Source organism: Mesorhizobium sp. P2_C5_2 (assembly GCF_056404535.1).
Genome location: NZ_JBFUDV010000004.1, coordinates 116,005 through 138,729, shown reverse-complemented (window position 1 = coordinate 138,729; position 22,725 = coordinate 116,005). Strand labels below are relative to the sequence as shown.

Here is a 22,725-nt window from a genome sequence, read left to right as displayed (position 1 = left end):
CTTTTCGCATTGTCCGATGCGTGGCGTTGTTCGCCCTTCTAGATGTTCAGTACCAGGCGTCCGCCATCTCGATCTTTTTACGGCCCATGAACTCCTGCAGCGCCTCGTCAATTGCCTCGTCCAGCGGTGGCGCCTGGTATTCGGCCAGCGCCTTTTTCCAGCGCCGGTTGGCGCGGATGGCGGCATCTTCCGATCCGGCCGCCTCCCATTTCTCGTAGGGCTCATTGTCGGCGATCTCGGAATCCCAGAACGCCGTCTCGTAATTGGCCAGGGTGTGGGCCGACCCGAAGAAATGGCTGCCCGGCCCGACTTCCCTGAAAGCGTCGAGCGCCAGTTGGTTGTCGTCGATCTTCACCCCGTCGAGATAGGTGTGCAGCGCGCCGCAGAAATCGGCATCCATGACGAATTTTTCGTAAGACATCGACAACAGGCCATCGAGGAAGCCGGCCGAGTGCAGGATGAAATTGGCGCCGCAATGCACCGCCGCCAGCATCGACATCGTGCCTTCGTTCATGGCGTGCGCGTCGGGCAGTTTCGAGGTGGTGAAATTGCCGGAGCATCTGAGCGGCAGGTTCAGCCGGCGCGCCAGTTGCCCGATGACCATGGAGCCGATCGCCGGCTCCGGTGTGCCGAAGGTCGGCGAGCCCGAGCGCAGCGACATCGAGGACAGGAAATTGCCGAAAATGACCGGTGCGCCCGGCCTTTCAAGCTGGGTGAGCGCGCAGCCGGCCATGGTTTCAGCCAGCGACTGGGCGATGGCGCCGGCATTGGTGACCGGGCCCATGGCGCCGCCAAGGATGAACGGCACGATGACTGCCGCTTGGTTGGCACGCGCATAGGCGCGCAGCGCCGTCGTCATCGTCGCGTCCCAGACCAGTGGCGAGTTGACGTTGACATTGCCGAGGATGACGCAGTTTTCGTCGACAAAGTCCCGACCGAAAACGATCCGCGCCATGTCGATCGAATCTTCGGCGCGGCTCTCTGCCGTCACCGAGCCCATGAAGCCGCGGTCGGAATATTTGATATGGCTGTAGACCATGTCGAGATGGCGCTTGTTGACCGGCACATCGACAGGTTCACAGATGGTGCCGCCGGAATGGTGCAGCCAGGGCGAGGATTGCGCCAGCTTCACGAAATTGCGGAAATCTTCGATCGTGCCGTAGCGGCGGCCCTTGTCGATATCCATGACGAAGGGCGAGCCATAGGCCGGCGAGAAGACGACGCTCTTGCCGCCGATCTCGACAGAATTGGCCGGGTTGCGCGCATGCTGGGTGAAGCTCGCCGGCGCGGTCTTGAGGATCTCGCGCAGCATGCCCGGCTCGAACTTGACCAGCACGCCGTCAATATTGGCCCCTGCCCGTTTCCAGTGCGCAAGTGCTGTCGGATCGTCGCGGAATTCGATGCCGATCTCGGCCAGGATCCGGTCGGCGGTCGCCTCTATGCGCAGCAGGTTCTCCTCTGACAGGATGTCGTAGGTCGGGATGTTGCGCACGATGTAGGGACGGCTGAGCCCTTCCGAACCGTGCGAACGCAATTCGCGCCTGGCAATGCGGCCACCGCCACGTTCGCGGCGTTTGGCTGGTTCGATCACAACATCGGCCGGCGCGTTCATCAGACCTCCCTTTTTCCCTTGTAAGATAATCTACCCAGACGAATTTCCGCTGTGACGCTGGAAAATCCTGATCTCTTGTATAAGCTGAGCTTATGCGAAGCCTTCGCCATCTCCTGCCTTCGGCCGGCAGCCTGATCGTCTTTGAGGCGGCCGGCCGGCTGTCGAGCTTCACCGCCGCCGGGCGTGAGCTCGGGATGACGCAGGCCGCCGTCTCCTATGCGGTGCGCGGGCTGGAGGAACAGCTTGGCGCAAAATTGTTCCAGCGGCGCCACCGCCAGGTCATCCTGACGGAAGCGGGCGAGCGTTTCCACGCCGACGTCTCGCTCGGCCTGTCGCACATCCGCAAATCGGCGGAGGATCTGCGCCTGCAGGTGACTGGCGGCCACGTCACGCTTGCCGCCTCGACCGCCTTCGGCTCGTTCTGGATGATGCCGCGCCTGCAGCAGTTCCGCGACGAACTTCCGGGCATCGACCTGCGCATCCAGACCGCCGACCGCGACCTCGACATCATCGCCGAGGGCATTCCACTTGCCGTGCGCGGCGGCGAACCGCGCGACTGGGCCGATTATCATTCGCTGCCATTGGCCGACGAGGAAATCTTCCCGGTCGTCGGAGCCAGCTATCTCGCGAAGTTCGGCATGCCGAAAACCGTGGCGGAGCTGGCCACGCATCGCCTGATCCATCTCGAAGAGCCTTATCGCGACGCGGCGAGCTGGGACGAATGGTTCCGGTCAGCCGGAGGCAGCCTCGGCGACACCGCGCGCGGCCTGCGCATCAACGATTACGGCCTGGTGATCCAGGGCGTCATGGAGGGCCAGGGAATCGCACTCGGCTGGCGGCATCTGGCCGAGCGGCTGTTGGCCACGGGGCTGCTGGTGCCGGTGACCGATCATGTGCTGAAAACCGGCAAGGCGTTCTACGTCGTCTGGCCAAAGAACCGCGAGCTGAGCGACAATGCGCGGAAAGTCAGGGATTGGCTCGCGGCGCAGGCTTGATGCAGGGCAATGCTGGCGCTCTACGGCGCCCCCTCCGGCCTGCCGGCCATCTCCCCCACTTGTGGGGAGATCAGACGGCGCCCTCCGCTTTCGCCAATCACCGACGTCGCAAGACGAGGCCGGCGCCAAAGCTGCCAATCTCCCCCCTCGTGGGGGAGATGGCCGGCAGGACAGAGGGGGGCGCGAAGGATCGCAGCATTAGGTGTTGCCAATGTCATTCCGCCCCTCCCCCTACGCCTTCGAATCCGCCTATAGTGCCCCATGCCCATTCGCCAGCTTTCCGAAACGATGATCAACCAGATCGCCGCCGGCGAAGTCATCGAGCGTCCGGCGAGTGTGGTGAAGGAACTGGTCGAGAACGCACTCGATGCCAGCGCCACGCGAGTCGAGGTTGTCACCGCCGGTGGCGGACTGAACCTGATCCGCGTTACCGATGATGGCTCGGGCATTCCCGAACCGGAGCTGGCGCTGGCGATTGCGCGCCACTGCACGTCCAAGCTTGCCGACAACATTCACGATATCCGCTCACTCGGTTTTCGCGGCGAAGCGCTGCCCTCGATCGGCTCGGTGTCGCGGCTGTCGATCCGCTCGCGCACGGCTGCCGGCGACGCTGCCGCTGAGATCGGCATTGAAGGTGGCCGCGTTTCCGCGGTCAAGCCAGCGGCCGCCAACCGCGGCACCACGGTCGAAGTGCGCGACCTGTTCTTCGCCACGCCTGCCCGGCTCAAATTCATGAAGGGCGAGCGCGCTGAAAGCTCGGCCACCAGCGATGTGGTCAAGCGCATCGCCATCGCCTTCCCCGCCGTGCGCTTCACGCTTGCCGGCTCCGACCGCTCGACGCTGGAATTGCCGGCGACCGACGACAGCGCGGAGGGCAGCCTGCGCCGCATCGCCCAGGTGATGGGCGCCGAGTTCCCCGACAATTCCATTGCCATCGATGCCAGCCGTGACGGCGTGCACCTGACCGGCCATGTCTCGATCCCATCCTTCACCCGCGCTAACGCGCTGCAGCAATATGCCTATGTCAACGGCCGCCCGGTGCGCGACAAGCTGATTGCCGGCGCCATCCGCGGCGCCTTCGCCGATGTGCTGCCGCGCGACCGCCATGCTGTCACGGTGCTGTTCCTGACGCTCGATCCGGCGACCGTCGACGTCAACGTCCACCCGGCCAAGGCCGATGTGCGCTTCCGCGACCCAGGCCTGGTGCGCGGGCTGATCGTCGGCGCCATCCGCGAGGCGCTCGCCAATTCCGGCATACGCGCCGCCACGAGCGGAGCCGCGGGCATGATGGCGGCGTTCCGGCCGGGAGCCGCCTCCTATGCCCATGCCGGACCAGCCAACGGCCATCGCAGCTATGACGCTGCCTACCGGGCGTCGGGTTTTGCCGGCTTCGACCGCTCGCCGCAGCGGCCGCTGGATATGGGCTTTGATGGCGCTGGCTTCGGCGAAAACGAGCAGGCGGCTTTCGATGCCGGCCCTCTCGCCAGCGCCGACGCACGTGCCGGCGCGGCCGAACCGGCCGAGACGCTGCTCGGCACGGCGCTGGGTGCTGCCCGCGCGCAGGTGCATGAGAACTACATCGTGGCGCAAACCCGGGATTCGCTTGTCATCGTCGACCAGCACGCGGCGCATGAGCGGCTGGTCTACGAAGCGCTGAAGAATGCGCTGCATTCACGCGCAGTGCCGTCGCAGATGCTGCTGTTGCCGGAGATCGTCGACCTGCCGGAGGAAGATGCCGAGCGGCTGGCCCTGCATTCCGAGACGCTAGCCCGCTTCGGCCTCGGCATCGAACGCTTCGGCCCCGGTGCGGTGGCGGTGCGCGAGACGCCGTCCATGCTGGGCGAGACCAATGTCCAGCAGCTGGTGCGTGATCTCGCCGACGAGATCGCCGACAACGACACGGTCGAGACGCTGAAAGAGCGCCTGGACAAGATTGCCGCCACCATGGCCTGCCACGGTTCGGTACGCTCCGGCCGCCTGCTCAAACCCGAGGAGATGAACGCGCTGCTGCGCCAGATGGAGGCAACGCCGGGGTCCGGCACCTGCAACCACGGCCGCCCGACCTATATCGAGCTCAAGCTCGCCGATATCGAACGGCTGTTCGGGCGGCGATAAGTCTGTGAGAGGCGCGTCGACGGTCCGGTTCCGGTTCGAAGCCGAAGTGATCCACTGGCGGGGTCCGTCGCCATACTTCTTCGCGCCAATCCCCGAGCACCATGGTGAAGAGATCAAAAAGGTCGCGAAGTTCGCGACCTATGGCTGGGGGGTGATACCTGTCGAGGCGACCATTGACGGCGTCATGTTCGGCACATCGCTGCTTCCCAAGCATGGAAGCTATCTTTTGCCCTTGAAGGATGACGTCCGGCGCAAATGCAATCTAACGGCAGGCGATTTGATTTCCGCGTCTATCGCGATACACCTTCGCGGGTGATAACGACGCGGCCCGTGGGCGATTTTGTTGACAGGCATCGCTTCACTTCCTCAGGCGGTACTTCTTGGTCTTGCGGTCGAAGACATAGTCCTCCTCATACCCAGCGCGGCCATCGTAGAAATTCACGGATATGATGTCCTTGCCTCGTTCTGTCTGCTTCTGCACATTCCAGTAGATGGGTGTCATCAGCATACCCGCATTGCAGAGGTCGCCGCCGAATTTGATGGTCTGCACGACCTTCTGCCGTTTCTTGTTGATGATCTGCATCTTTGTCATGCAGATTCCGTCGTCGGTTTTTGCGTAGATTCCGGCAAACCTGTCGGCGGCCGTCTGCGCCCAGAAGGGAATCTCGACGGTTCCGTCGACCTTCCCTTCCCCGGTATCGTCCAGGCCCGCGACCTTCCTGAGATTGACCGGAAATTTGTCCGCGCCCTTGCTCCAGCTGCCCGTCAGGCTACCGTCGCCGAGCTCGAGAGAAAACGGACATCCGGCGGTGTCGACGGGCGTTTTGGACCCCATGACGATGACGCGCTCAAACTCCTTGTCATCGGCAATCTCGCAAAGCGCGAGGCTGGCACCACTGGCTTTGCCGTAGAGCGCGATCGGACTTTGCTTGGCGTCGTAGTAGAAACTGCCCTGGACAGTGAGGCCGCTGCCGAAACTGTAGGTCTGCAGGGAGAAGTGGACGGGGTTGGGGCCGATGGACCCTTCGTAGTTTTCCACGTGATACCAACCCGCACTGGCTTTGCCGCTTAGCAGCAGCAAGCAAAATATGGCCGATACGAACTGCCTGACCATCCCGACCCCACGGTGAATTTCAACGCACCATAGCCACCCGGTGGGGTCATGTCTGCAACGCAGCGGCAGTCGTCTATTTCATGAGCTGAGAAATTCCGGGGCAGCTCTCGCGTTGATTCGGGAAAACGGTCCAACCCGCTGATCTAACGCTTCAAATTCACCACGATGACGCCGCCGAGCGCCAGCGCACCGCCGAGGATGCCGAGCAGCGTCGGCACTTCGCCCAGCCAGAAGAAGCCGATCAAGGCAGACATGGGCGAGACCAGATAGAGGAAGTTTGAAGCACGAGCGGCCGGGAGGCGCGACAGAGCGGTTGCCCAGGCGGCATAGGCGATCAGGCTGGGCACGATGCCAAGAAAGATCACGGCGCCGAGACCGGCCGTGTTGGCGACTGCTGCCTGCGCAAAGCCGCTCGGCAGAAACGGTGCCAGGCAAAGAGCACCAAGGATCATGTTCGAGGCCGAGATGGTCAGCGGGTGATGGCGGGCAAAGAGCGGCTTCTGGACGATCGTGTTGACAGCCGAGCACAGTGCGGAGCCAAGAACCAGCAGCGCGCCGGTGTCGAAATGCAGGCCATTGCCGTCGGCGACCGCAATGATGCCGATGCCGGCGAAAGAAATGGCCGTGCCGAACCAGGCCCAGCCTGAGAAGCGCTCGCCGAGCAAGGCCATTGCCATAATAGCGGTGAAGATCGGGCTGACATTGATGATGAACCCGGCGGCGCCTGCCGACACCGTCAGTTCGCCGAAATTGAGCATGACGGTGTAGAGCGCGACGAAGATCGCGCCGCCAAAGACGAGGCGCCACAGTTCGTCGAGCCTCGGCAGCGCCGGGCGCTTGACGGCAAGGAAGATCGCCGCCGGTGCCGCGGCAATGGCAAAGCGCAGCGCACCGAGTTCCAGCGGCCCGAAGGCGGCGAGGCCAGCACGGATCGCGGGAAAGGCCGAGGCCCAGCCGACCACCGTCAACGCCACGGCGATGGCTGCTGTGGTGTCCATCCGCTGTGTCGGATTCGACGTGCTGGTCGTTGCGCTCATCTCATTGTCCTCGGATTTCCTCGTGTTGAAAGGCAGAAAGCGCCTTTTCGGGACCGTTGACAAACGATCAAATCGAGGATCACCTGTGACTATGGATCACAGCTCAGACACAATGGTGCCGCTCGAGACGTTGCGCGCGTTCGATGCGGCGGCGCGAACCGGGAGCTTTTCGGCCGCGGCCGAAAAACTCAACATCACCCATGGCGCCGTCAGCCGGCAGATCGCCAAGCTGGAGGACTGGCTGGGTCTGAAAGTATTCGACCGCGGCGCGCGCGGCGTCTCGCTGACCATCGAGGGCAACCGCCTGCATCTGCGCACGGCAGAAGCTTTTGCGCTGATCTCCACCCATTCCGACCGCTGGGTCGAGCCGCGCGGCACAGCCGTGGTGAGGCTGACGTCGATCCCCTCGGTCAGCGGGTTGTGGCTGATGCCGCGCATGGCGGCGCTGGAGAACAATCCCACCAAGCTGCGCATCGTACTCGATGTCGACATCCGCCAGGCCGACCTTGCCGATGAAGGCATCGACCTGTCGATCCGCTGCGGCCGCGGCGGCATTCCGGGCCGCATCTCGGTGAAGCTTTTCGAGGAACATGTCTTCCCGGTCGCTTCGCTAAGCCTCGCCCGCGAGATCGGGCGCGGCGACCCTGCCCGGCTGCTCAAATTTCCGCTGATCAACGATTCCGACGCATCGGCCTGGCGCGCCTGGTTTGCCGCGCAAGGCATGGATTATCGCCCGCGACCGCAGGACCGCCGCTTCGAGGACTATAATCTTGTGCTCGATGCAGCCGCCTATGGGCTCGGCATCGCATTGGCGCGACCGCCACTGACCGGGCATCAGCTAGAGTCCGGCCGCATCGTTGCCGTCGACGAGCGCACGGCGCTGAACCCCGTGTCTTACTGGCTCGACCGGCCGCTGGGGCGGCCGCGCACGGCCGCCGCCGAACTTTCGCGCCGCATCGCAGTCGAGGCGGGGCTGGCGATGGAAAAGATGGAAGCGTTCCTCGAAGCCGAGCGGTAGGATCAATCGTTAGGCGCTCAGCGAAGCAGCAGCAAGACGAGCCCGACGATCGCGACGGCCAGAAACCCGGCCGCCAGCGCCATCAGGCCGACACGCATCTGTTCCCGGTTTTCGGGCAGGGCCGCGTCATTTGCTTGAGACGTCGCCTGCCCTCGTTTTGCCGCCGCATCGGCGACAGAGGCGCGGCGTTGCGGCGAAGTCTCGGGGACGAGAAAGGCAAGCCATGGCGGGCCTGCCGATTTTGCAGCGGCGCCATCGTCGGCCCTTGCCAACGGCACAGGCAGACCGCGCTGTGCGTCATCGTTTGCCGGCGTGGCCGCCACGACTCTTGTCGGCCGCCCCGCATCGTCTGGCGCCTCGGCGGCTGGTTCGGCAATTGCCAGATAGGCCTGCAGGACCTCAGTGGACCCTGTCTGCTGCGCCTTGGCAGAGGCGGCGGACAACAGCGCCTGCAGCGCTGGTGCCGCTGCCGGCTGCAAAGGTGCACCGGATGGCGCCGGTGGCTGCGCCAGCGCCTTGATAAGCGCCGTTTTCGCCGGGTCGGCCTTTGCCGACGGCACCGCCGCCAATATCATGGCTTCGCGCAGCAGAGCTGTCAGGCGGGCGGATGAAACGTCCATGCCGGTCCCATGAGAATGGTTTGCGGCGCGACAATAGAGCCTCAGCATTGCGTCAAGCTTGACCTTGCCGGCAATTTATGGCGATGAAATCAGCATGAAGTCAGGCACCACCCCATGATGAACCGTTTCGAAGGCCCTGGCGGCAAGGAAGCCCGGATTCGCTATCTCGACGGCGACTTCCAGGTCACCAGCCCCGGCGCATTCGTGCGCTGCGCGGTGACCGGCGAGAGCATTCCGCTGGACGAGCTCAAATACTGGAGCGTCGCCAGGCAGGAGCCCTATGTCAGCGCCGCCGCCTCGCTGCGCCGCGAGATCGAAACGCATCCGGAGCTGCGCAGCCGGCGCTAGAGCCAGCCCTCCTGCCGAACCGAACTCAGCCCCGCAGCCTGCGCTGGCGCCAGGCATCCAGCGTCTCGTCGATGATGCGCTCCGGCACATTGTCGAGCTCGAACGTGGCATCGATCTCCAACACGTCGAGTTGGCCAAGGAATTCGGCCGAGGCTGCGCCATACCGCAGCCGGGCGGCGTCCTTGGCGGTCGTGACGAGGCCCAGTCCTTCGCGGCGCGCGGTTGCCGCCAGTTCCGCAAGTTCATCGGGTGCATAGAAGTGATGATCTGGAAACGACCGGGTCAGCGCCACCTCCGCGCCGGTGCCGCGCAGCGTCTCGAAGAATTTTTCGGGATGACCTATGCCGGCAAAAGCCAGGAAACGCCGACCGGCGAAGCGTTCCTTGGCCCCGGGCTCGGCATGCGCCTCGAAAATCGGCCGGCCGGCGCGCGCGGCCTGGCGCACGACCTGGTCGGCGGCGGTGCCCTCGCCCATTTTCAACAGCCCGTCGGTGAAGACCAGCTGGTCGACGATGTTGGCTCTGAGCGGCCCGCCCGGAATGACGCGGCCATTGCCGATGCCGTAGCGCGCATCGACCACCACCAGCGCATAATCGATATGGATGCGCGCGCTCTGAAAACCGTCATCCATGATCAGGAAATCGCAGCCATGGGCTTCCACGAGCAGTTTGGCGCCGGCGGCGCGGTTGGGACTTACCGCGACAGGCGCATGCTCGGCCAAAAGCAGCGGCTCGTCGCCGACATGCTTGGCGGCGTCGTGATTGATATCGACGACATGCGGCTGCGCGAACGAGCCGCCATGGCCGCGCGACAGGAAGCCGGGATTGAGCTGCATGCGCCTGGCCTGCTTGGCCAGTGCGATGGCGACGGGCGTCTTGCCGCTGCCGCCGACGGTGAAATTGCCGACGCAAAGCACTGGCGCGTCGATCTTTTCTCGCGGCGCGCGGCGCATGCGGCGGCCGGCGACCATGCCATAGACTGCCGACAGCGGCGACAGCGCAAAAACCCGCCAGTCCGGCGCTTCCCACCAGAAAGGTGGTGCTTCGGACGCCATTCTATCGCCCGTCGGCGCCCTTCAGGCGCGATTTGACGATCAGCGGCTGGATGTAAGGCTCAAGCGACTTCAGCGTGTGCGCCAGCGCACCGCGCATCTGGTCAACGGTGGCGGCACCGGCCGCCATCATCTCATGGCGGGCGACTTCATTGCTCAACAGGAAATTGACGGCGCCGGCCAGCATGTCGCGGTCGCGGACCAGCTTGGCGCCGCCACTGTCGAGCAGGCGCTGATAGGCTTCGCGGAAGTTCTGGACGTTGCGGCCGGCCAGCACAGCGGTGTCGAGCATGGCCGGCTCAAGCGGGTTCTGGCCGCCTTCCGAGGTCAGCGAGCGGCCGACAAAGGCGATTTCCGTCAGCCGGAGATAAAGCCCCATCTCGCCGATCGTGTCGCCAAGCAGGATATCGGTGTCGGCGGTGATCCTGTCGCCCTTGCTGCGCCGCGCCAGCTTCAGGCCCATGCCGGAAATCTGTGCGGCAAGCGCTTCGGCACGGTCGGGATGGCGCGGGACGATGATCGTCAGCAGGCCATGGTGGCGTTTGTAGAGCGTGGCGTGGACCTCGGCGGCGACCACCTCTTCGCCGTCATGGGTCGAGATCGCCGCCCAGGTCGGGCGACCGGCGATCTGGCGCTTCAGCGTCGCCAGAGTGCGTTCGTCAACCGGCGGCGGCAAGGTATCGACCTTGAGGTTGCCCGATACGGTGACCGGCCGGGCGCCGAGGGCTCGAAACCGCTCGCCGTCGACATCCGACTGGGCAACGACATGGGCGAGGTTCTCGAACAGCGCCTCGGCGATGTTGGCGCGCTTCTTCCAGGATTTGAACGAGCGGTCTGACAGCCGGCCATTGACCAGAACCTGCGGCACGCGGCGCGCGCCGAGTTCAAGGATGGTCATCGGCCAGATCTCGGATTCGGCGATGATGGCTAGGTCCGGCCGCCAGTGGTCGAGGAAGCGGCTGACCGCCGGCTTGAGGTCGAGCGGCACATATTGGTGGATGATGCGGTCGCCGAGCCGCTCGTCGGCGACCTGCGCCGAGGTCACCGTTCCGGTCGTCAGCACGATGTTGACGCCGTAATCGAGGATGCTTTGCACCAGCGGCACGACCGCAATGGTCTCGCCGACGCTTGCCGCGTGGATCCAGATCACCGGGCCTTCAGGACGCGGCCGCCCGGCAACGCCATAGCGCTCGCGGCTGCGGCTTCGGTCTTCCTTGCCCTGCGACGTCCGCCAGGCCACATAAGGCCCGATCAGCGGATAGGCGGCCGCGCCGGCGAAGCGGTACGCCGTCAGGAAGGCGCGCGCCCAGCGCTCACTCATGGATGCCGTCCACGAGGCGATAGGCCTCGGCGGTCGCGGCATTGAGCGCGGCGGTGACTTCCTGGCGCTTGCGCTCCATTTCAGACTCATCGGCATCCGCCGCCACGAAGATCGGCGTGCCAATGGTCACAGCGGAACGGCCGAATGGCAAGTTGATGGTGGTTTTGTCCCAGCTCTTTTCCAGCACCTTGCGGCGGCTGGTGGCGATAGCGACCGGCAGGAGCGGCCGACCCGAGAGGCGTGCCAGAAGAACGATACCAAGCCCTGCGTCGCGCGGCGTGCCATGGGGAATGTCGGCGATCATGGCAACGTTCTTGCCGGCGACGAGCGACTTTTTAAGGGCGATGAGCGCCTTGGCGCCGCCCTTGTCGAGATGCTTCGTGCTTTCACGCCCGCCCGAACCGCGCACGGCCTCGATGCCGAATTTCTCCAGCATCAGCGCATTGAGCTCTGCATCGGCACTGCGCGACACCATAGCGACCAGCGGCTTACGCTTGGGATAATAGGCCGGCGTCAGCAGGTGCTGGCCGTGCCAAAGCGCGATGATACCGGGTTCGAACTCCGAATAGCCCCCAGCCGAAAAGCGTGCCGATCCGGTGACCAGCGGACTGGTTATGCGAACCAGCCGCACGTACTGGGCGAGCAGACTGGCAATGGCGTTTTTGACGAATCGTGACTGTGCAAGCGGTTCGCGAATCTTGCGCCAGAACGCCTTGGTCGTACGACTGCGGCCCCTACCCCTGGGCGCGGCTTCATTCGCTGGCCCTTTCGCCAGATCGTGCTCCATCGCTGTCAACTGCCGGCCTTGCTTTCAGGGTCGAGCAGCCGGTGCAGATGAACGACGAAATAGCGCATATGGGCATTGTCCACGCTGGCTTGCGCCTTGGCTTTCCACGCGGTGTGCGCGGTCTGGTAATCCGGATAGACGCCGACGATGTCGAGCGCGTCGAGATCGCGGAACTCGGTGCCGCCCAGCTTCTTCAGCTCGCCGCCGAACACCAGGTGCAAAAGCTGTTTCTTTCCGTCTTCCGCGGCCATTTCGGTCCTTCACATATTGTGAGTTTGTGACAGGTCTAGACCAAAGCCGTCGACTTTGGAACCGTCGATCACGCTTCCGTACCGGCAATGACGCCGGCAAGCACGGTGAGCAGCTCGCCGCTGCCGGCGACCAAGGCTCCGTGACGGATGACCTCGCCTGCATAAAGCGGCGCGCGGCCTTGTCCGTCGAGCACGGCGCCGCCGGCTTCCCGCAAGATGAGATCGGCGGCAGCAATATCCCAGTCATGCGCGTTGGGCTTGACGAAGGTGGCGTCGAGCGTGCCGTTGGCGACCATCGCCAGCCGGTAGGCGAGCGAGGGAATATGGGCCGCGCGCTGTACCCGGCCGTGCCATGCCGCCGGCATCAGGTCGATCAACTGCTTCAGCCCGCCGATCTCGATGGTCTCTCCCAAGCGGCGGACTGCAATCGGCTTGCCGTTAAGGAATGCGCCCTGTCCGGGCAGCGCCCAATAGGTTTCGCCCTTGGCCGGGCATTCGAGCACGCCGGTGAGCGTGCGGCCGTCCTCGACCACGGCGACGCTGACACACCAGGAGCGCAGGCCTTCGAGGAAGCCACGGGTGCCGTCGATGGGATCGACGACAAAGGTGCGGCGTGCCTGCAGCCGCGCCGGATTGTCGGTGGTCTCCTCCGACAACCAGCCATAGTCCGGCCTCGCTGCAAGCAGGGTTTCGCACAGATAGGCGTCGGCAGCATGGTCGGCCTCGCTGACCGGCGAGGTGCCACCCTTCATCCACACTTGCGGGTTCTTGCCGAAGTAACGCATAGCGATGGCGCCGGCCTCGCGGGCGGCGTCGCGCAAAAGCTCAAGGTCTTCTGCAGCCGATATGACCGGGTCACGCTCCGGCAAGGGTCATGCCTTCGATCAGCAGCGTCGGTGCGGCGGTGCCGAAATTGCGGTCGAGGTCGCTCGCCGGCACCATGTTGAGGAACATCGTCTTCAAATTGGAGGCGATGGTCACCTCGGCCACCGGATAGGCAAGCTCGCCATTGTCGATCCAGAAGCCCGACGCGCCGCGGCTGTATTCGCCGGTCACCATGTCGACGCCCTGGCCGAACACTTCGGTGACGTAAAAGCCTGATTTCAGCGACTTGATCAGGTCTTCCGGCGTCCTGTCGCCCGGCTCGATGGCAAGATTGGTCGATGACGGCGATACCGACGAGCCGCTGCGGGCGCCGCGCCCGTTGGTGGTCAGCCCCAATTCCCGCGCGGCAGACGTCGACAGGAACCAGTGCTTCAGCACGCCGTTTTCGACCATCAGCAGCTTTTCGCCTTCGACACCCTCGCCGTCAAAGGGACGCGAGGATTGGCCACGGCGCCGCAGCGGCTCGTCGGTGACGGTGATATCAGCCGAGGCGACCTGCTTGCCCATCATCTCGCGGAGAAAACTGGTCTTGCGCGCCACCGAAGCGCCGTTGATGGCGCCGGCGAGATGGCCGGCAATGCCGCGCGCGACGCGCGGATCGAACACCACGTCGACCGGACCGGTCGCCGCCTTGCGGGCACCGAGGCGGCGCACGGCGCGCTCGCCGGCCTTGCGGCCGATCAGCTCCGGCGCGTCGAGATCGGAAAAATGCTGGTGCGAGGAATATTCATAGTCGCGCTCCATTCCGGTGCCCTCACCGGCGATGACGCTGGCCGAGCGCGAAAAGCGCGAGGCGACATAGTGGCCGACGAAGCCGTTCGACGTCGCGAGCACCAGCCCGCCCAACCCAGCGCTGGCGCCGCTGCCCGCCGAATTGGTGACGCCCTTGACGGCAAGGGCTGCTTCTTCGGCGGCCAGGGCCGCTTCCTTCAGCTGGTCGGCCGAAATTTCGGTGGCGTCGAACAGATCGAGGTCGCGCACCTTACCAACCAGCAAAGCCGGATCGGCAAGACCCTGATAGGGATCCTCGGGCGAGACTTTGGCCATCGCCACCGCGCGCTCGGCCAATGCCTTGGGGTCCGACGCAGCTGTCGCGGACACGCTCGCCACCCGTTTGCCGACAAAGACGCGCAGCGAGACATCGTCGCCTTCGGAGGATTCCGTGTTCTCAACCTTGCCAAGCCGCACCGACACACCGGTCGAGCGGCCGCGCACGGCAACCGCATCAGCGGCGTCAGCGCCGGCCCGTTTGGCAGCCTCGACCAGAGCCGCGACTCGGTCGGTCAATTTCGCTGCCTCTGATGTATCGGTCATGCGCATGGTCCTGGTTTCAAGCCGCCGGGCGGTCGCGGCTGCTGCACCATCTATTGTCCCAATGCGGCTTGTGCAATGGCGCACGGGCAATTGCACCGCTGCGGCATAGCGCCCAAGCGAGCTGCGAAAGCCAGCCGCAGTGCTGTGTTTGCAGCCCAAGCCAGGCGATGGATGCAGATCCGCTGCGCTGGTCGATCGGTTGCTCGGATGCATGTCCCCGAACTTTCTCCGAACAGCGGCCCTTTCCACAGGACGCAGGGTTGACGCATGCATTCGCCTACGATTAAATCAATTTGATTTACATCATAGACCAGTCTGCTCAGGGAGGAGAAAAGATGCTCGGTCGCGTGCAATCACCATACGTGTCGAAATCAATGCGCACCGCCGGTTTGGCGGACACGTCCATCAGCCGACGGCTGCTTTTCGCGCTCGCCGGCGCCGTGGCCGTTTCATCGGCCTTTGGCTTTGTGACAAAGCCGGCAGCTGCCGAATCAGTACTCGCCATGCATATCGAAGAGCAGACGAGCTGGGTGCAGAACTTCAATCCGTTCGATCTTGGCGGCCGCCGCCAGAGCACGATGGATTTCGTCTACGAGCCGCTGGTCATCTTCAACGACTATGATGGCGGCAAGCCGATCTTCCGGCTGGCGACGGGCTACAAATTCTCCGACGACCTGAAGACGATCACCTACACGCTGCGCGACAGTGTCAAATGGTCGGACGGCCAGCCGCTGACCTCGGCCGACATGAAATACACGCTCGACCTGATGCTGAAGAACCCGGCGGTCGACACTGTCGGCGTCGGCAGCAGCGTCGCCTCGGTCGAAGCGCCCTCGCCGACGGAAGTGAAGATCACGCTGAAGGATGTCGACACGCACTTCCCCGAATCGATGGCCGACTTCCCTGTTGTGCCGGAGCACATCTGGAAGGACATCGCCGATCCGCTGACCTTCAAGAACGAGAAGCCGATCGGTTCTGGCCCGATGACCGAGATTCGCCGCTTCACGCCGCAGATTTATGAGCAGTGCCGCAACCCCAACTACTGGGATGCAGCTGACCTTCATGTCGACTGCCTGAAACTGCCGCAGATTTCCGGCAACGACCAGATGCTGGCGCTGCTGCCGGAAGGCTCGATGGACTGGATCGGTTCGTTCCTGCCCGAGATCGACAAGACCTATGTCGCGCTCGACAAGGATCACAACGGTTACTGGCAGCCGCCGGCAGAAACCATCGCCTTCCAGGTGAACTTCAAGACCGCCAATCCAGGGCTCGCCGAAGCCTTCGCCGATATTAATTTCCGCCACGCCTTCAGCCTGGCCATGGATCGCACGGCGATGGTCGACATTGCCGGCTTTGGCTATCCGGTGGTCAACCTGCACGCCAGCGGCCTGCCGCCGCGCTTCGACGCATGGCGCAATAAGGCGGCCGAAGGCGACAAGGACGTCTGGATGACCTACGACGTCGACAAGGCCAACAAGGTGCTTGACGACGCCGGCTACAAGAAGGGCGCCGACGGCATGCGCACCACGCCGAAGGGCCAGCCGGTCGCGTTCTCGATCATCGTTCCCAATGGCTGGACCGACTGGATCGACGCCGTGCAGATCGCCGCCGAAGGCCTGCGCAAGATCGGCATCAACGCTTCCGTCGCGACGCCCGAATATGAGCAGTGGCAGAAGCAGATCCTCGACGGCTCGTTCGATGCCGTCATGAACTCCCGCGCCGACGGCCCGACGCCGTTCCGCGGCTACTACCAGTCGCTGTCGACAACCTTTGGCGGCCGCATCACCAGCGCGCCGTCGCGTTACTCGAACCCCGAACTCGACAAGGTGTTCGACGACTATCGCAAGGCAACGACGGACGAGGAACGCAAGAAGCTGTTCGACCAGGTGCAGGTAATTATTGCCGACGCCTTCCCTGTCGTGCCGGTGTTCAACGGCCCGACCTGGTACCAGTATTCGACCAAGCGCTTCATCGGCTGGGTGACCAAGGACGAACCGGTGATGAACCCGGAGAACCATGACAATAACCGCATGCGGTTGATGCATCTGCTGCGCCTGAAGCCCGTCCAGTAACCCAGGCCAGACAGGACAAGTTGCGATGCGGATTCCCCTGCGGCGTCTCGGCGTCTACTTCGTCGCCTTCATGTTTGCCATCGTGGTGAACTTCACCCTTCCCAGGCTGATGCCTGGGAGCCCGGTGGATGCGATGATCGCGCGCCTCGGGCAGCGTGCGACCCCTGCGGCGATCGAAGCGATCAAGGCTCGCTTCGGCGCCGTCGAGCAACCGGTGCTGCTGCAGTTCGTCGACTATCTGAAGGGGCTCGCCACCTTCGATCTCGGCGTGTCGGTGAAATACTATCCGCAGACGGTCACGCAGGTGCTGGCGAGATCCGCCGGCTGGACGGCGCTGCTGGTTACCTGCGCCATCATCTTTTCCCTCTGCGTCGGTGTCTCCCTCGGCGCAGTGGCAGCCTGGCGGCGAGGCGGACGTTTCGATGCGTTCGTCTCGCCGTTTTCTGTCGTCCTGAAAGCCATCCCGCCCGTCATCTTCGCGCTCGCGGCGCTGTTCACCTTCGGCGTGGCGCTGCGCTGGTTTCCGGTCGGCTATGCCTACAATCCAGACCTCGATCCCGGCCTCAATTTCACCTTCCTCGGCAGCGTGTTCTGGCACGCCGTCCTGCCGGTGCTGACACTGTCGCCTCTGATGATCGGCGAGTTCCAGACGACAATGCGCTCCTCGATGATCTCGGTGCTCGGCGAGGACTATGTCACCATGGGCCGCGCCAAGGGCCTGTCGGAGACGGCCGTGATGTTCTCCTATGCGGCGCGCAACGCCATGCTGCCGGTGCTGACCAATCTGGCCCTGATGCTGGGCGCGGTGTTCGGCGGCTCGATCGTCACCGAGATCGTGTTCAACTATCCCGGCCTCGGCCTGACATTGTTCACGGCGAGCGTGGCACGCGACTATCCGGTCATCCAGGGCCAGCTTCTTTTGATGACATTGGCAACGCTTGGCGCCAATCTGCTGGTCGATATCATCTACGGCATGGTCGACCCGCGCGTCAGCGAGGAGCGGGCATGAGGTTCGGGCTGCAACTCCTGCTCCGGCAAAAGAAGGCGGTTGCCGGCTTCATGATCGTCGCCGCACTCTGCCTGATGGCGCTGGCAGCACCCATCCTGGCGCCGAACGATCCCGGCGCGCGCGTCGGCCGCTCGCACCAGCCGCCGACCGTCGAGCATTATTTCGGCACCACCAAGATGGGCCGCGATGTCTATAGCCAGTTCGTCTGGGGCGCCCGCTCCTCGCTCGCTGTCGGCTTCGCCACAGGCCTGGCCATAACGGCACTTGGCACGGTGATCGGCCTCGTCTCCGGCTATTTCGGCGGCCGTATCGACGCGACGCTCGACCTTGCTACCAATGCGGTGCTGGTCATCCCCAACATCCCGCTGCTTATTCTGCTGGCGTCCTTTGCCGGGACAGTCGGGCCGCTCACCATCATGACGATCATCACGCTGACCTCCTGGCCGTGGGGCGCGCGCATGACGCGGGCGCAGATGATGGGGCTGCGCAACCGTGAATTCGTCACCGCCGCACGCATGGTCGGCGAGCCTTCATGGCGCATCATCTTCGTCGAGATCCTGCCCAATCTGGTGCCGCTGATCGGCATCAACATCGTCGGCTCGATCATCTATGCGATCGTGGCGCAGACCACGCTCGAATATCTCGGCTTCGGCGATCCGCTGAATGTCACCTGGGGCACCATGCTCTACAATGCGCAGAACTCGTCGGCGATCATCGTTGGCGCCTGGTGGGACATCAGTGCGCCGGCTGCCGGCATCGCGCTCGTGGGCCTCGGGCTAGCGTTGCTCAACTTCACCTTCGACGAGATCGCCAACCCGCAGCTGCGTTCGGGCCCGGCGCTGTCGCGCTGGCTGCGGCTGACCCGTCAGCGCAAGCGCGAACTGGAGGCGGCGCGGTGAGCGGCCCCCTGCTGCAAGTCCGCGACCTCAGCGTCGACTATTTGCTCGACAAGGGCGCCTTCCGCGCCGTGAAGAACGTGTCGTTCGACATCGGCCGCGGCGAGCTGTTCGGTCTCGCCGGCGAATCCGGCTGCGGCAAGAGCACCATCGCCTACGCCATCACCAGGCTGGCCAAGTCGCCGGCCTGGGTGGCGGGCGGCGAGATCCTGCTCGACGGCCAGGACCTGTTGAAACTCACCGAAGCGGCCCTGCAGAAGGTGCGTTGGAGCCGTATCGGCATGGTGTTCCAGAGCGCGATGAATTCGCTCAATCCGCTGATGCGGGTCGAAGACCAGTTCCACGATGTGCTGCGCCGGCACAACAGCTTCAGCCGCGCGCAGTCGCGGGCGCGCGCCGAGGCGATGTTCAAGCTGGTCGGCATTGCCGCCAACCGTCTCAGCGACTATCCGCACCAATTCAGCGGCGGCATGCGCCAGCGCATCGTCATTGCCATTTGCCTGGCGCTGGAACCGGAACTGATCATCATGGACGAGCCGACGACGGCGCTCGACGTGGTGGTGCAGCGTGAAATCCTCGAACAGGTGATCGACCTGCAGCGCGGCCACGGCTTTTCCGTGCTGTTCATCACCCACGACCTGCATCTGATGTCGCAACTGTGCAACCGTATCGGAGTGATGCTGAAAGGCGAATTGGTGGAAGTCGGCGACGTGCAGCAGGTCAGCCACACGCCCGTGCACGAATATACGCGCAAGCTGTGGGGTGCGATCCCGCAACTGCCGGCGCGGGCGCGAGTGGCCGTATGAACGCGCTCCCCTCCTCACTGTCGGCAGTGGTCAACGCCGAACCCATTATCGCCCTGGAAGCGATCGAGCGCAGCTTCGGCATCGTGCAGGCGCTGCGCGGCATCACGCTGTCGCTGCGGCCTGGCCGGGCCTTGGCTCTCGTCGGCGAATCCGGCTCCGGCAAGACCACCTGCGCCCGCATCATCGCCCGCATGGACCATCCGACATCAGGCACGCTCTCCTTCCGCGGCCGCGATGCGACCAGGCCCGGCACCGCTGCCGAAGAACGCGCCTACCGCCGCGCCGTGCAGATGGTGTTCCAGGACCCGTTCGCCTCGCTCAATCCGGTGTTCACCGTGCATCACCATTTGGCGCGGCCGCTGGCGCTGCATGGCCATGCCAAGGGCAAGGCGGCATTGACCAAGGGCGTGTCGGAACTGCTTGCCGGCGTCGGCCTCGATCCCGAGCTGACCGCGCATAAATTCCCGCACGAGCTATCGGGTGGCCAACGCCAGCGCGTCAACATCGCCAGGGCGCTCGCCGTACAGCCGGAAGTGCTGGTCGCCGACGAGCCGACCTCGATGCTCGACGTCTCGATCCGGCTCGGCATTCTCGACCTGCTTGCCCGCATCAAGCGTGACAAGAGCCTGGCCATGCTCTACATCACCCATGACATCGCCACCGCAGCCCATGTCGCGGAGGACGTCATCGTGATGTTCGCGGGACAGATGGTCGAATGGGGCGCGACGAATGCCGTCATCGGCGATCCGCGCCACCCCTACACGCAGCTTCTGCTGTCGGCCGTGCCTGATCCCGACCGACCCTTCGTGCCGGGCGACAGCGCGCGTTTCCTTGGCCATGCCGAGGAGGTGCGGCGACGCTCGCGCCCGACATCCACAGTCGTGGATCAGGTTGGGCCGGACCATTTTGTGCGCGCGCTCGGCGTACCCTCATAAACGACGGATACTGGTATGGATTATCTGGTCAACCTCTCCTTGCTTGGACCTGACGCGGCTCTCGACCAGCGCGTGGCGAAAGCTGGCGTCACCATTCGCCGCGCACTTGCGCCGGAATACGAGCTGGTCACCGACTGGGTCCGGCGCAAGTTCAGTTCCGGCTGGGCCGGCGAGACGGCTGTTTCCATGATGCGCCAGCCGCCGACCTGTTTTCTGGCCACCAGGGCTGAAAAACTGGTCGGCTTTGCGTGCCATGAATCGATCGCCCGCGGCTTCTTCGGCCCGACCGGCGTTGATGAGGCGGCGCGCGGCCAGGGCATCGGCCATGCGCTGCTCTTGGCATCGCTGCTCGATCTCAAGACCATGGGCTACGCCTACGCCATCATCGGCGATGTCGGCCCGTCCGAATTCTACGAACGCACCGTCGGCGCAACGCAAATCCCCAATTCGGAGCCCGGCATCTATGCCGGCCTGCTGAAGTCCGCCGACTGATTTTTCACGCTCACACATGAGATTGCCATGACCGAGAGACTTGCCCTGCGGCTGGAGAGTTTTTGGACGCCCGCATCAGACAGCCAGGCGCTGGCCTATTCGCTGAAACTCACCAACGCTTCGAAAAAGCCATTGCGAGATTTCCGGCTCTGCATCAGTGGCCCGGCGCGGATCGACCCGGCGGCGGCCGTCGAAGGCGCCACGCTGGTCAATCGGCTGTCCAACCATGCCGAGTTCGCGCCGCCCGCCGGCTTCGTGCTCGAACCGGGTGCTGCCTGGACATTGACGGCGCACGGCCTGAGTTACCCGCTGCGCCACTGGACGGATGGCGCCACCGGCGCCTACCTCGTGTTGGCCGACGGCAGCGTCCAGCACCTTTCCGTCGAGCCGACAAAGGCCAAAGGCGACAACGCGCCGCTGAAACGCGGCGTCGAACCCTATCCAGTGCCGGCCGTAACGCCAGTCACCATCTCAGCCATCCCCTGGCCGCGCCAGGTCGACGTGTCCGGCGCCCTGCCCGCACCAGCCGGCATCGACCCGAGGCCCGAAGGCGAAGAGGCCAAGGCCGCGGCAGCCGCCTTTGCCGAGCTCAGCGCCAGACTGTTTCCGGTCGAAGGCCTTGTACGCCCGGCGGCGGAAGGCGGCTTCCCGGTCAATCTGTCCTTCAGGGATGGATTGGGGCCGGAGGCCTATACGATCGATTTTGCAGTCGATGCGCCGACAGTTTCAGCGTCCACCCGCACCGGATTTCTCTACGGGCTGATCACGCTCGGCCAGATCCTGCGCGGCGCCAGGCAGCATCCCACCACTTTCGTCTTCCCGGCGCAGGGACAGATCCGCGACGAGCCGTCGATGGGCTGGCGCGGCTGCCATCTCGATACGGCGCGCCAGTTCTACGCCTCGGCCGAGGTCGAACAGTTCCTCGCCATTTTCGCCTGGAACAAGCTCAACCGTTTTCATTGGCATCTGTCCGACGACGAAGCCTGGCGGGTCGAGATTTCGGCCTATCCCGAGCTGACGACAATCGGCGCATGGCGCGGCCATGGCCTGCCGATCCCGTCGCTGCTCGGCTCGGGCCCGGGCAAGACCGGCGGCTACTATACGAAGGCTGCGATCCGCGACATCGTCGCGCTCGCCGGTCGGTTCGGCATCGAGGTTGTGCCGGAGATCGACGTTCCCGGCCATTGCTACGCCATGCTCAACGCGCTGCCCGAGCTGCGCGATCCCGGCGAGCACGGCGAGCACGGCGAGTATTTTTCCGTGCAAGGGTTTCCCAACAACTGCCTCAACCCGGCGCGCGAGGAAACTTACCGCGTGCTCGAAACGATCTTCGACGAGATGATCGAGCTGTTCCCATTCAAGGCGATCCATGTTGGCGCCGACGAAGTGCCGATCGGCGCCTGGTCGGGCTCGCCGCAAGCGCTGCAACGGCTTGCCGAATTGGGCGGCGAGGCACTGGCGCAATCGCATGCCAAGCGGCTCGGCGTGGTCACCAACACACATGGCGCCGACGAGATCGACGGCTCGGGCGCGGCCGTGCTGCAGGCCCAGTTTCTCAAGCGCATCCAGACCTTCCTGGCATCACGCGGCTGCATCACCGGCGGCTGGGAGGAAGCCGCGCATGGCAATGTCATCGACAAGACGAAAAGCTATCTCAATGGCTGGCGCAACGTCGAAGTTTCGGCAGCCCTTGCCGGCGAAGGCTATGACATCGTCGTCAATCCCGGGCAGGTCTATTACCTCGACATGGCCAACAGCCAGGAATGGTCGGAACCGGGTGCGGCCTGGGCCGGCTGGTCTTCGCCCGAGAAACTCTACGGCTTCGATCCGGTGGAAGGCTGGAGCGCGGCGCAGAAGAAACATTTCCTCGGCGTGCAGTGCTGCATCTGGTCGGAGCCAATGACCGACCGCGCCGTCTTCGACCGGCTGGTCTTTCCCAGGCTTTCGGCGCTTGCCGAGACCGGTTGGACAACACCGGAGCGAAAATCGTGGGAACGGTTCAGCGCGCTCGCCGGTCTGATGCCGGTTCTCTACGGGGTATCCTAGA

General features: G+C 64.3%; 22 protein-coding genes. 12 read left to right on the top strand and 10 right to left on the bottom strand.

What is annotated here, in order from left to right; all coding sequences use genetic code 11:
* Positions 1–46: 46 nt before the first annotated feature.
* Positions 47–1,612, bottom strand: coding sequence for a trimethylamine methyltransferase family protein (locus tag AC1D1B_RS15790; RefSeq protein ID WP_477333450.1), 1,566 nt, complete (start codon positions 1,610–1,612; stop codon positions 47–49).
* Positions 1,613–1,704: 92 nt separating this feature from the next.
* Here AC1D1B_RS15790 and AC1D1B_RS15785 point away from each other — a divergent pair, with 92 nt between their 5' ends.
* The 3 genes from AC1D1B_RS15785 (at position 1,705) to AC1D1B_RS15775 (ending at position 5,038) form a co-directional block, all read left to right on the top strand.
* The gene (locus tag AC1D1B_RS15785; protein ID WP_477333449.1) at positions 1,705–2,607 is read left to right on the top strand and encodes a LysR substrate-binding domain-containing protein; all 903 of its coding nucleotides are present in this window, start codon (positions 1,705–1,707) and stop codon (positions 2,605–2,607) included.
* A gap of 261 nt (positions 2,608–2,868) precedes the next feature.
* Positions 2,869–4,722: a DNA mismatch repair endonuclease MutL gene (gene mutL, locus AC1D1B_RS15780; RefSeq protein ID WP_477333448.1), complete on the top strand. Its 1,854-nt coding sequence runs from the start codon at positions 2,869–2,871 to the stop codon at positions 4,720–4,722.
* 4 nt (positions 4,723–4,726) lie between these two features.
* Positions 4,727–5,038 carry a DUF1905 domain-containing protein gene (locus tag AC1D1B_RS15775; RefSeq protein WP_477333447.1) on the top strand — a complete coding sequence of 104 codons (312 nt, stop codon included), beginning with the start codon at positions 4,727–4,729 and terminating at the stop codon, positions 5,036–5,038.
* Between the two features lie 42 nt (positions 5,039–5,080).
* Here AC1D1B_RS15775 and AC1D1B_RS15770 read toward each other — a convergent pair whose 3' ends face one another.
* Complete coding sequence (locus AC1D1B_RS15770; protein WP_477333446.1) at positions 5,081–5,836, bottom strand: hypothetical protein; 756 nt, start codon at positions 5,834–5,836, stop codon at positions 5,081–5,083.
* A gap of 143 nt (positions 5,837–5,979) precedes the next feature.
* Positions 5,980–6,873: a DMT family transporter gene (locus AC1D1B_RS15765; protein ID WP_477333445.1), complete on the bottom strand. Its 894-nt coding sequence runs from the start codon at positions 6,871–6,873 to the stop codon at positions 5,980–5,982.
* A gap of 91 nt (positions 6,874–6,964) precedes the next feature.
* Here AC1D1B_RS15765 and AC1D1B_RS15760 point away from each other — a divergent pair, with 91 nt between their 5' ends.
* Positions 6,965–7,891, top strand: a complete 927-nt coding sequence (locus tag AC1D1B_RS15760) for a LysR family transcriptional regulator (RefSeq protein ID WP_477333444.1) — start codon at positions 6,965–6,967, stop codon at positions 7,889–7,891.
* Between the two features lie 17 nt (positions 7,892–7,908).
* On the opposite strand, the gene AC1D1B_RS15755 is transcribed toward AC1D1B_RS15760, so the two are convergent.
* Positions 7,909–8,511, bottom strand: a complete 603-nt coding sequence (locus tag AC1D1B_RS15755) for a hypothetical protein (RefSeq protein WP_477333443.1) — start codon at positions 8,509–8,511, stop codon at positions 7,909–7,911.
* A 114-nt stretch (positions 8,512–8,625) separates the two neighbouring features.
* Here AC1D1B_RS15755 and AC1D1B_RS15750 point away from each other — a divergent pair, with 114 nt between their 5' ends.
* Entirely contained in the window at positions 8,626–8,859 is a 234-nt protein-coding gene (locus tag AC1D1B_RS15750) for a DUF2093 domain-containing protein (RefSeq protein WP_112564953.1), read from the top strand.
* Between the two features lie 25 nt (positions 8,860–8,884).
* Here the strand turns inward: AC1D1B_RS15750 and lpxK are convergent, their stop codons facing one another.
* From lpxK to AC1D1B_RS15720, 6 genes are all read right to left on the bottom strand, one after another.
* The gene (lpxK, locus tag AC1D1B_RS15745; protein WP_477333442.1) at positions 8,885–9,913 is read right to left on the bottom strand and encodes a tetraacyldisaccharide 4'-kinase; all 1,029 of its coding nucleotides are present in this window, start codon (positions 9,911–9,913) and stop codon (positions 8,885–8,887) included.
* 1 nt (position 9,914) lies between these two features.
* Positions 9,915–11,231 (bottom strand): lipid IV(A) 3-deoxy-D-manno-octulosonic acid transferase, encoded by a 1,317-nt coding sequence (gene waaA, locus AC1D1B_RS15740; RefSeq protein ID WP_455861785.1) that lies wholly within the window; start codon positions 11,229–11,231, stop codon positions 9,915–9,917.
* Positions 11,224–12,018, bottom strand: a complete 795-nt coding sequence (locus AC1D1B_RS15735) for a lysophospholipid acyltransferase family protein (protein WP_477333441.1) — start codon at positions 12,016–12,018, stop codon at positions 11,224–11,226. Before AC1D1B_RS15735 ends, waaA begins: the two co-directional genes overlap by 8 nt.
* 5 nt (positions 12,019–12,023) lie before the next feature.
* The gene (locus AC1D1B_RS15730; protein ID WP_112392632.1) at positions 12,024–12,269 is read right to left on the bottom strand and encodes a DUF4170 domain-containing protein; all 246 of its coding nucleotides are present in this window, start codon (positions 12,267–12,269) and stop codon (positions 12,024–12,026) included.
* 68 nt (positions 12,270–12,337) lie between these two features.
* Positions 12,338–13,138, bottom strand: a complete 801-nt coding sequence (locus AC1D1B_RS15725) for a 3'(2'),5'-bisphosphate nucleotidase CysQ (protein WP_477333440.1) — start codon at positions 13,136–13,138, stop codon at positions 12,338–12,340.
* Positions 13,125–14,468 (bottom strand): TldD/PmbA family protein, encoded by a 1,344-nt coding sequence (locus tag AC1D1B_RS15720; RefSeq protein ID WP_477333439.1) that lies wholly within the window; start codon positions 14,466–14,468, stop codon positions 13,125–13,127. Before AC1D1B_RS15720 ends, AC1D1B_RS15725 begins: the two co-directional genes overlap by 14 nt.
* A gap of 374 nt (positions 14,469–14,842) precedes the next feature.
* Here AC1D1B_RS15720 and AC1D1B_RS15715 point away from each other — a divergent pair, with 374 nt between their 5' ends.
* The 7 genes from AC1D1B_RS15715 to AC1D1B_RS15685 are packed head-to-tail and all read left to right on the top strand — an operon-like array spanning position 14,843 to position 22,724.
* Positions 14,843–16,540, top strand: coding sequence for an ABC transporter substrate-binding protein (locus tag AC1D1B_RS15715; RefSeq protein ID WP_477333899.1), 1,698 nt, complete (start codon positions 14,843–14,845; stop codon positions 16,538–16,540).
* A gap of 25 nt (positions 16,541–16,565) precedes the next feature.
* Positions 16,566–17,549, top strand: coding sequence for an ABC transporter permease (locus tag AC1D1B_RS15710; protein ID WP_477333438.1), 984 nt, complete (start codon positions 16,566–16,568; stop codon positions 17,547–17,549).
* Positions 17,546–18,448 (top strand): ABC transporter permease, encoded by a 903-nt coding sequence (locus AC1D1B_RS15705; protein WP_477333437.1) that lies wholly within the window; start codon positions 17,546–17,548, stop codon positions 18,446–18,448. Before AC1D1B_RS15710 ends, AC1D1B_RS15705 begins: the two co-directional genes overlap by 4 nt.
* On the top strand, positions 18,445–19,251 hold the full coding sequence (locus tag AC1D1B_RS15700; protein WP_477333436.1) for an ABC transporter ATP-binding protein: 807 nt from the start codon (positions 18,445–18,447) through the stop codon (positions 19,249–19,251). Before AC1D1B_RS15705 ends, AC1D1B_RS15700 begins: the two co-directional genes overlap by 4 nt.
* Positions 19,248–20,186, top strand: a complete 939-nt coding sequence (locus AC1D1B_RS15695; RefSeq protein ID WP_477333435.1) for an ABC transporter ATP-binding protein — start codon at positions 19,248–19,250, stop codon at positions 20,184–20,186. The genes AC1D1B_RS15700 and AC1D1B_RS15695 overlap by 4 nt, the downstream gene beginning before the upstream one ends.
* Before the next feature lie 15 nt (positions 20,187–20,201).
* On the top strand, positions 20,202–20,678 hold the full coding sequence (locus AC1D1B_RS15690) for a GNAT family N-acetyltransferase (RefSeq protein WP_477333434.1): 477 nt from the start codon (positions 20,202–20,204) through the stop codon (positions 20,676–20,678).
* 27 nt (positions 20,679–20,705) lie between these two features.
* Entirely contained in the window at positions 20,706–22,724 is a 2,019-nt protein-coding gene (locus tag AC1D1B_RS15685; protein WP_477333433.1) for a beta-N-acetylhexosaminidase, read from the top strand.
* The last annotated feature ends 1 nt before the right edge of the window (position 22,725 follow it).

What these genes read in the sequence shown, in the direction of transcription:
- AC1D1B_RS15790 (WP_477333450.1), bottom strand. Translation starts at nt 1,612, where the DNA reads ATGAACGCGCCGGCCGATGTTGTGATCGAACCAGCCAAACGCCGCGAA.
- AC1D1B_RS15785 (WP_477333449.1), top strand. Translation starts at nt 1,705, where the DNA reads ATGCGAAGCCTTCGCCATCTCCTGCCTTCGGCCGGCAGCCTGATCGTC.
- mutL (WP_477333448.1), top strand. Translation starts at nt 2,869, where the DNA reads ATGCCCATTCGCCAGCTTTCCGAAACGATGATCAACCAGATCGCCGCC.
- AC1D1B_RS15770 (WP_477333446.1), bottom strand. Translation starts at nt 5,836, where the DNA reads ATGGTCAGGCAGTTCGTATCGGCCATATTTTGCTTGCTGCTGCTAAGC.
- AC1D1B_RS15765 (WP_477333445.1), bottom strand. Translation starts at nt 6,873, where the DNA reads ATGAGCGCAACGACCAGCACGTCGAATCCGACACAGCGGATGGACACC.
- AC1D1B_RS15760 (WP_477333444.1), top strand. Translation starts at nt 6,965, where the DNA reads ATGGATCACAGCTCAGACACAATGGTGCCGCTCGAGACGTTGCGCGCG.
- AC1D1B_RS15755 (WP_477333443.1), bottom strand. Translation starts at nt 8,511, where the DNA reads ATGGACGTTTCATCCGCCCGCCTGACAGCTCTGCTGCGCGAAGCCATG.
- AC1D1B_RS15750 (WP_112564953.1), top strand. Translation starts at nt 8,626, where the DNA reads ATGATGAACCGTTTCGAAGGCCCTGGCGGCAAGGAAGCCCGGATTCGC.
- lpxK (WP_477333442.1), bottom strand. Translation starts at nt 9,913, where the DNA reads ATGGCGTCCGAAGCACCACCTTTCTGGTGGGAAGCGCCGGACTGGCGG.
- waaA (WP_455861785.1), bottom strand. Translation starts at nt 11,231, where the DNA reads ATGAGTGAGCGCTGGGCGCGCGCCTTCCTGACGGCGTACCGCTTCGCC.
- AC1D1B_RS15735 (WP_477333441.1), bottom strand. Translation starts at nt 12,018, where the DNA reads ATGGAGCACGATCTGGCGAAAGGGCCAGCGAATGAAGCCGCGCCCAGG.
- AC1D1B_RS15730 (WP_112392632.1), bottom strand. Translation starts at nt 12,269, where the DNA reads ATGGCCGCGGAAGACGGAAAGAAACAGCTTTTGCACCTGGTGTTCGGC.
- AC1D1B_RS15720 (WP_477333439.1), bottom strand. Translation starts at nt 14,468, where the DNA reads ATGACCGATACATCAGAGGCAGCGAAATTGACCGACCGAGTCGCGGCT.
- AC1D1B_RS15715 (WP_477333899.1), top strand. Translation starts at nt 14,843, where the DNA reads ATGCGCACCGCCGGTTTGGCGGACACGTCCATCAGCCGACGGCTGCTT.
- AC1D1B_RS15710 (WP_477333438.1), top strand. Translation starts at nt 16,566, where the DNA reads ATGCGGATTCCCCTGCGGCGTCTCGGCGTCTACTTCGTCGCCTTCATG.
- AC1D1B_RS15705 (WP_477333437.1), top strand. Translation starts at nt 17,546, where the DNA reads ATGAGGTTCGGGCTGCAACTCCTGCTCCGGCAAAAGAAGGCGGTTGCC.
- AC1D1B_RS15695 (WP_477333435.1), top strand. Translation starts at nt 19,248, where the DNA reads ATGAACGCGCTCCCCTCCTCACTGTCGGCAGTGGTCAACGCCGAACCC.
- AC1D1B_RS15690 (WP_477333434.1), top strand. Translation starts at nt 20,202, where the DNA reads ATGGATTATCTGGTCAACCTCTCCTTGCTTGGACCTGACGCGGCTCTC.
- AC1D1B_RS15685 (WP_477333433.1), top strand. Translation starts at nt 20,706, where the DNA reads ATGACCGAGAGACTTGCCCTGCGGCTGGAGAGTTTTTGGACGCCCGCA.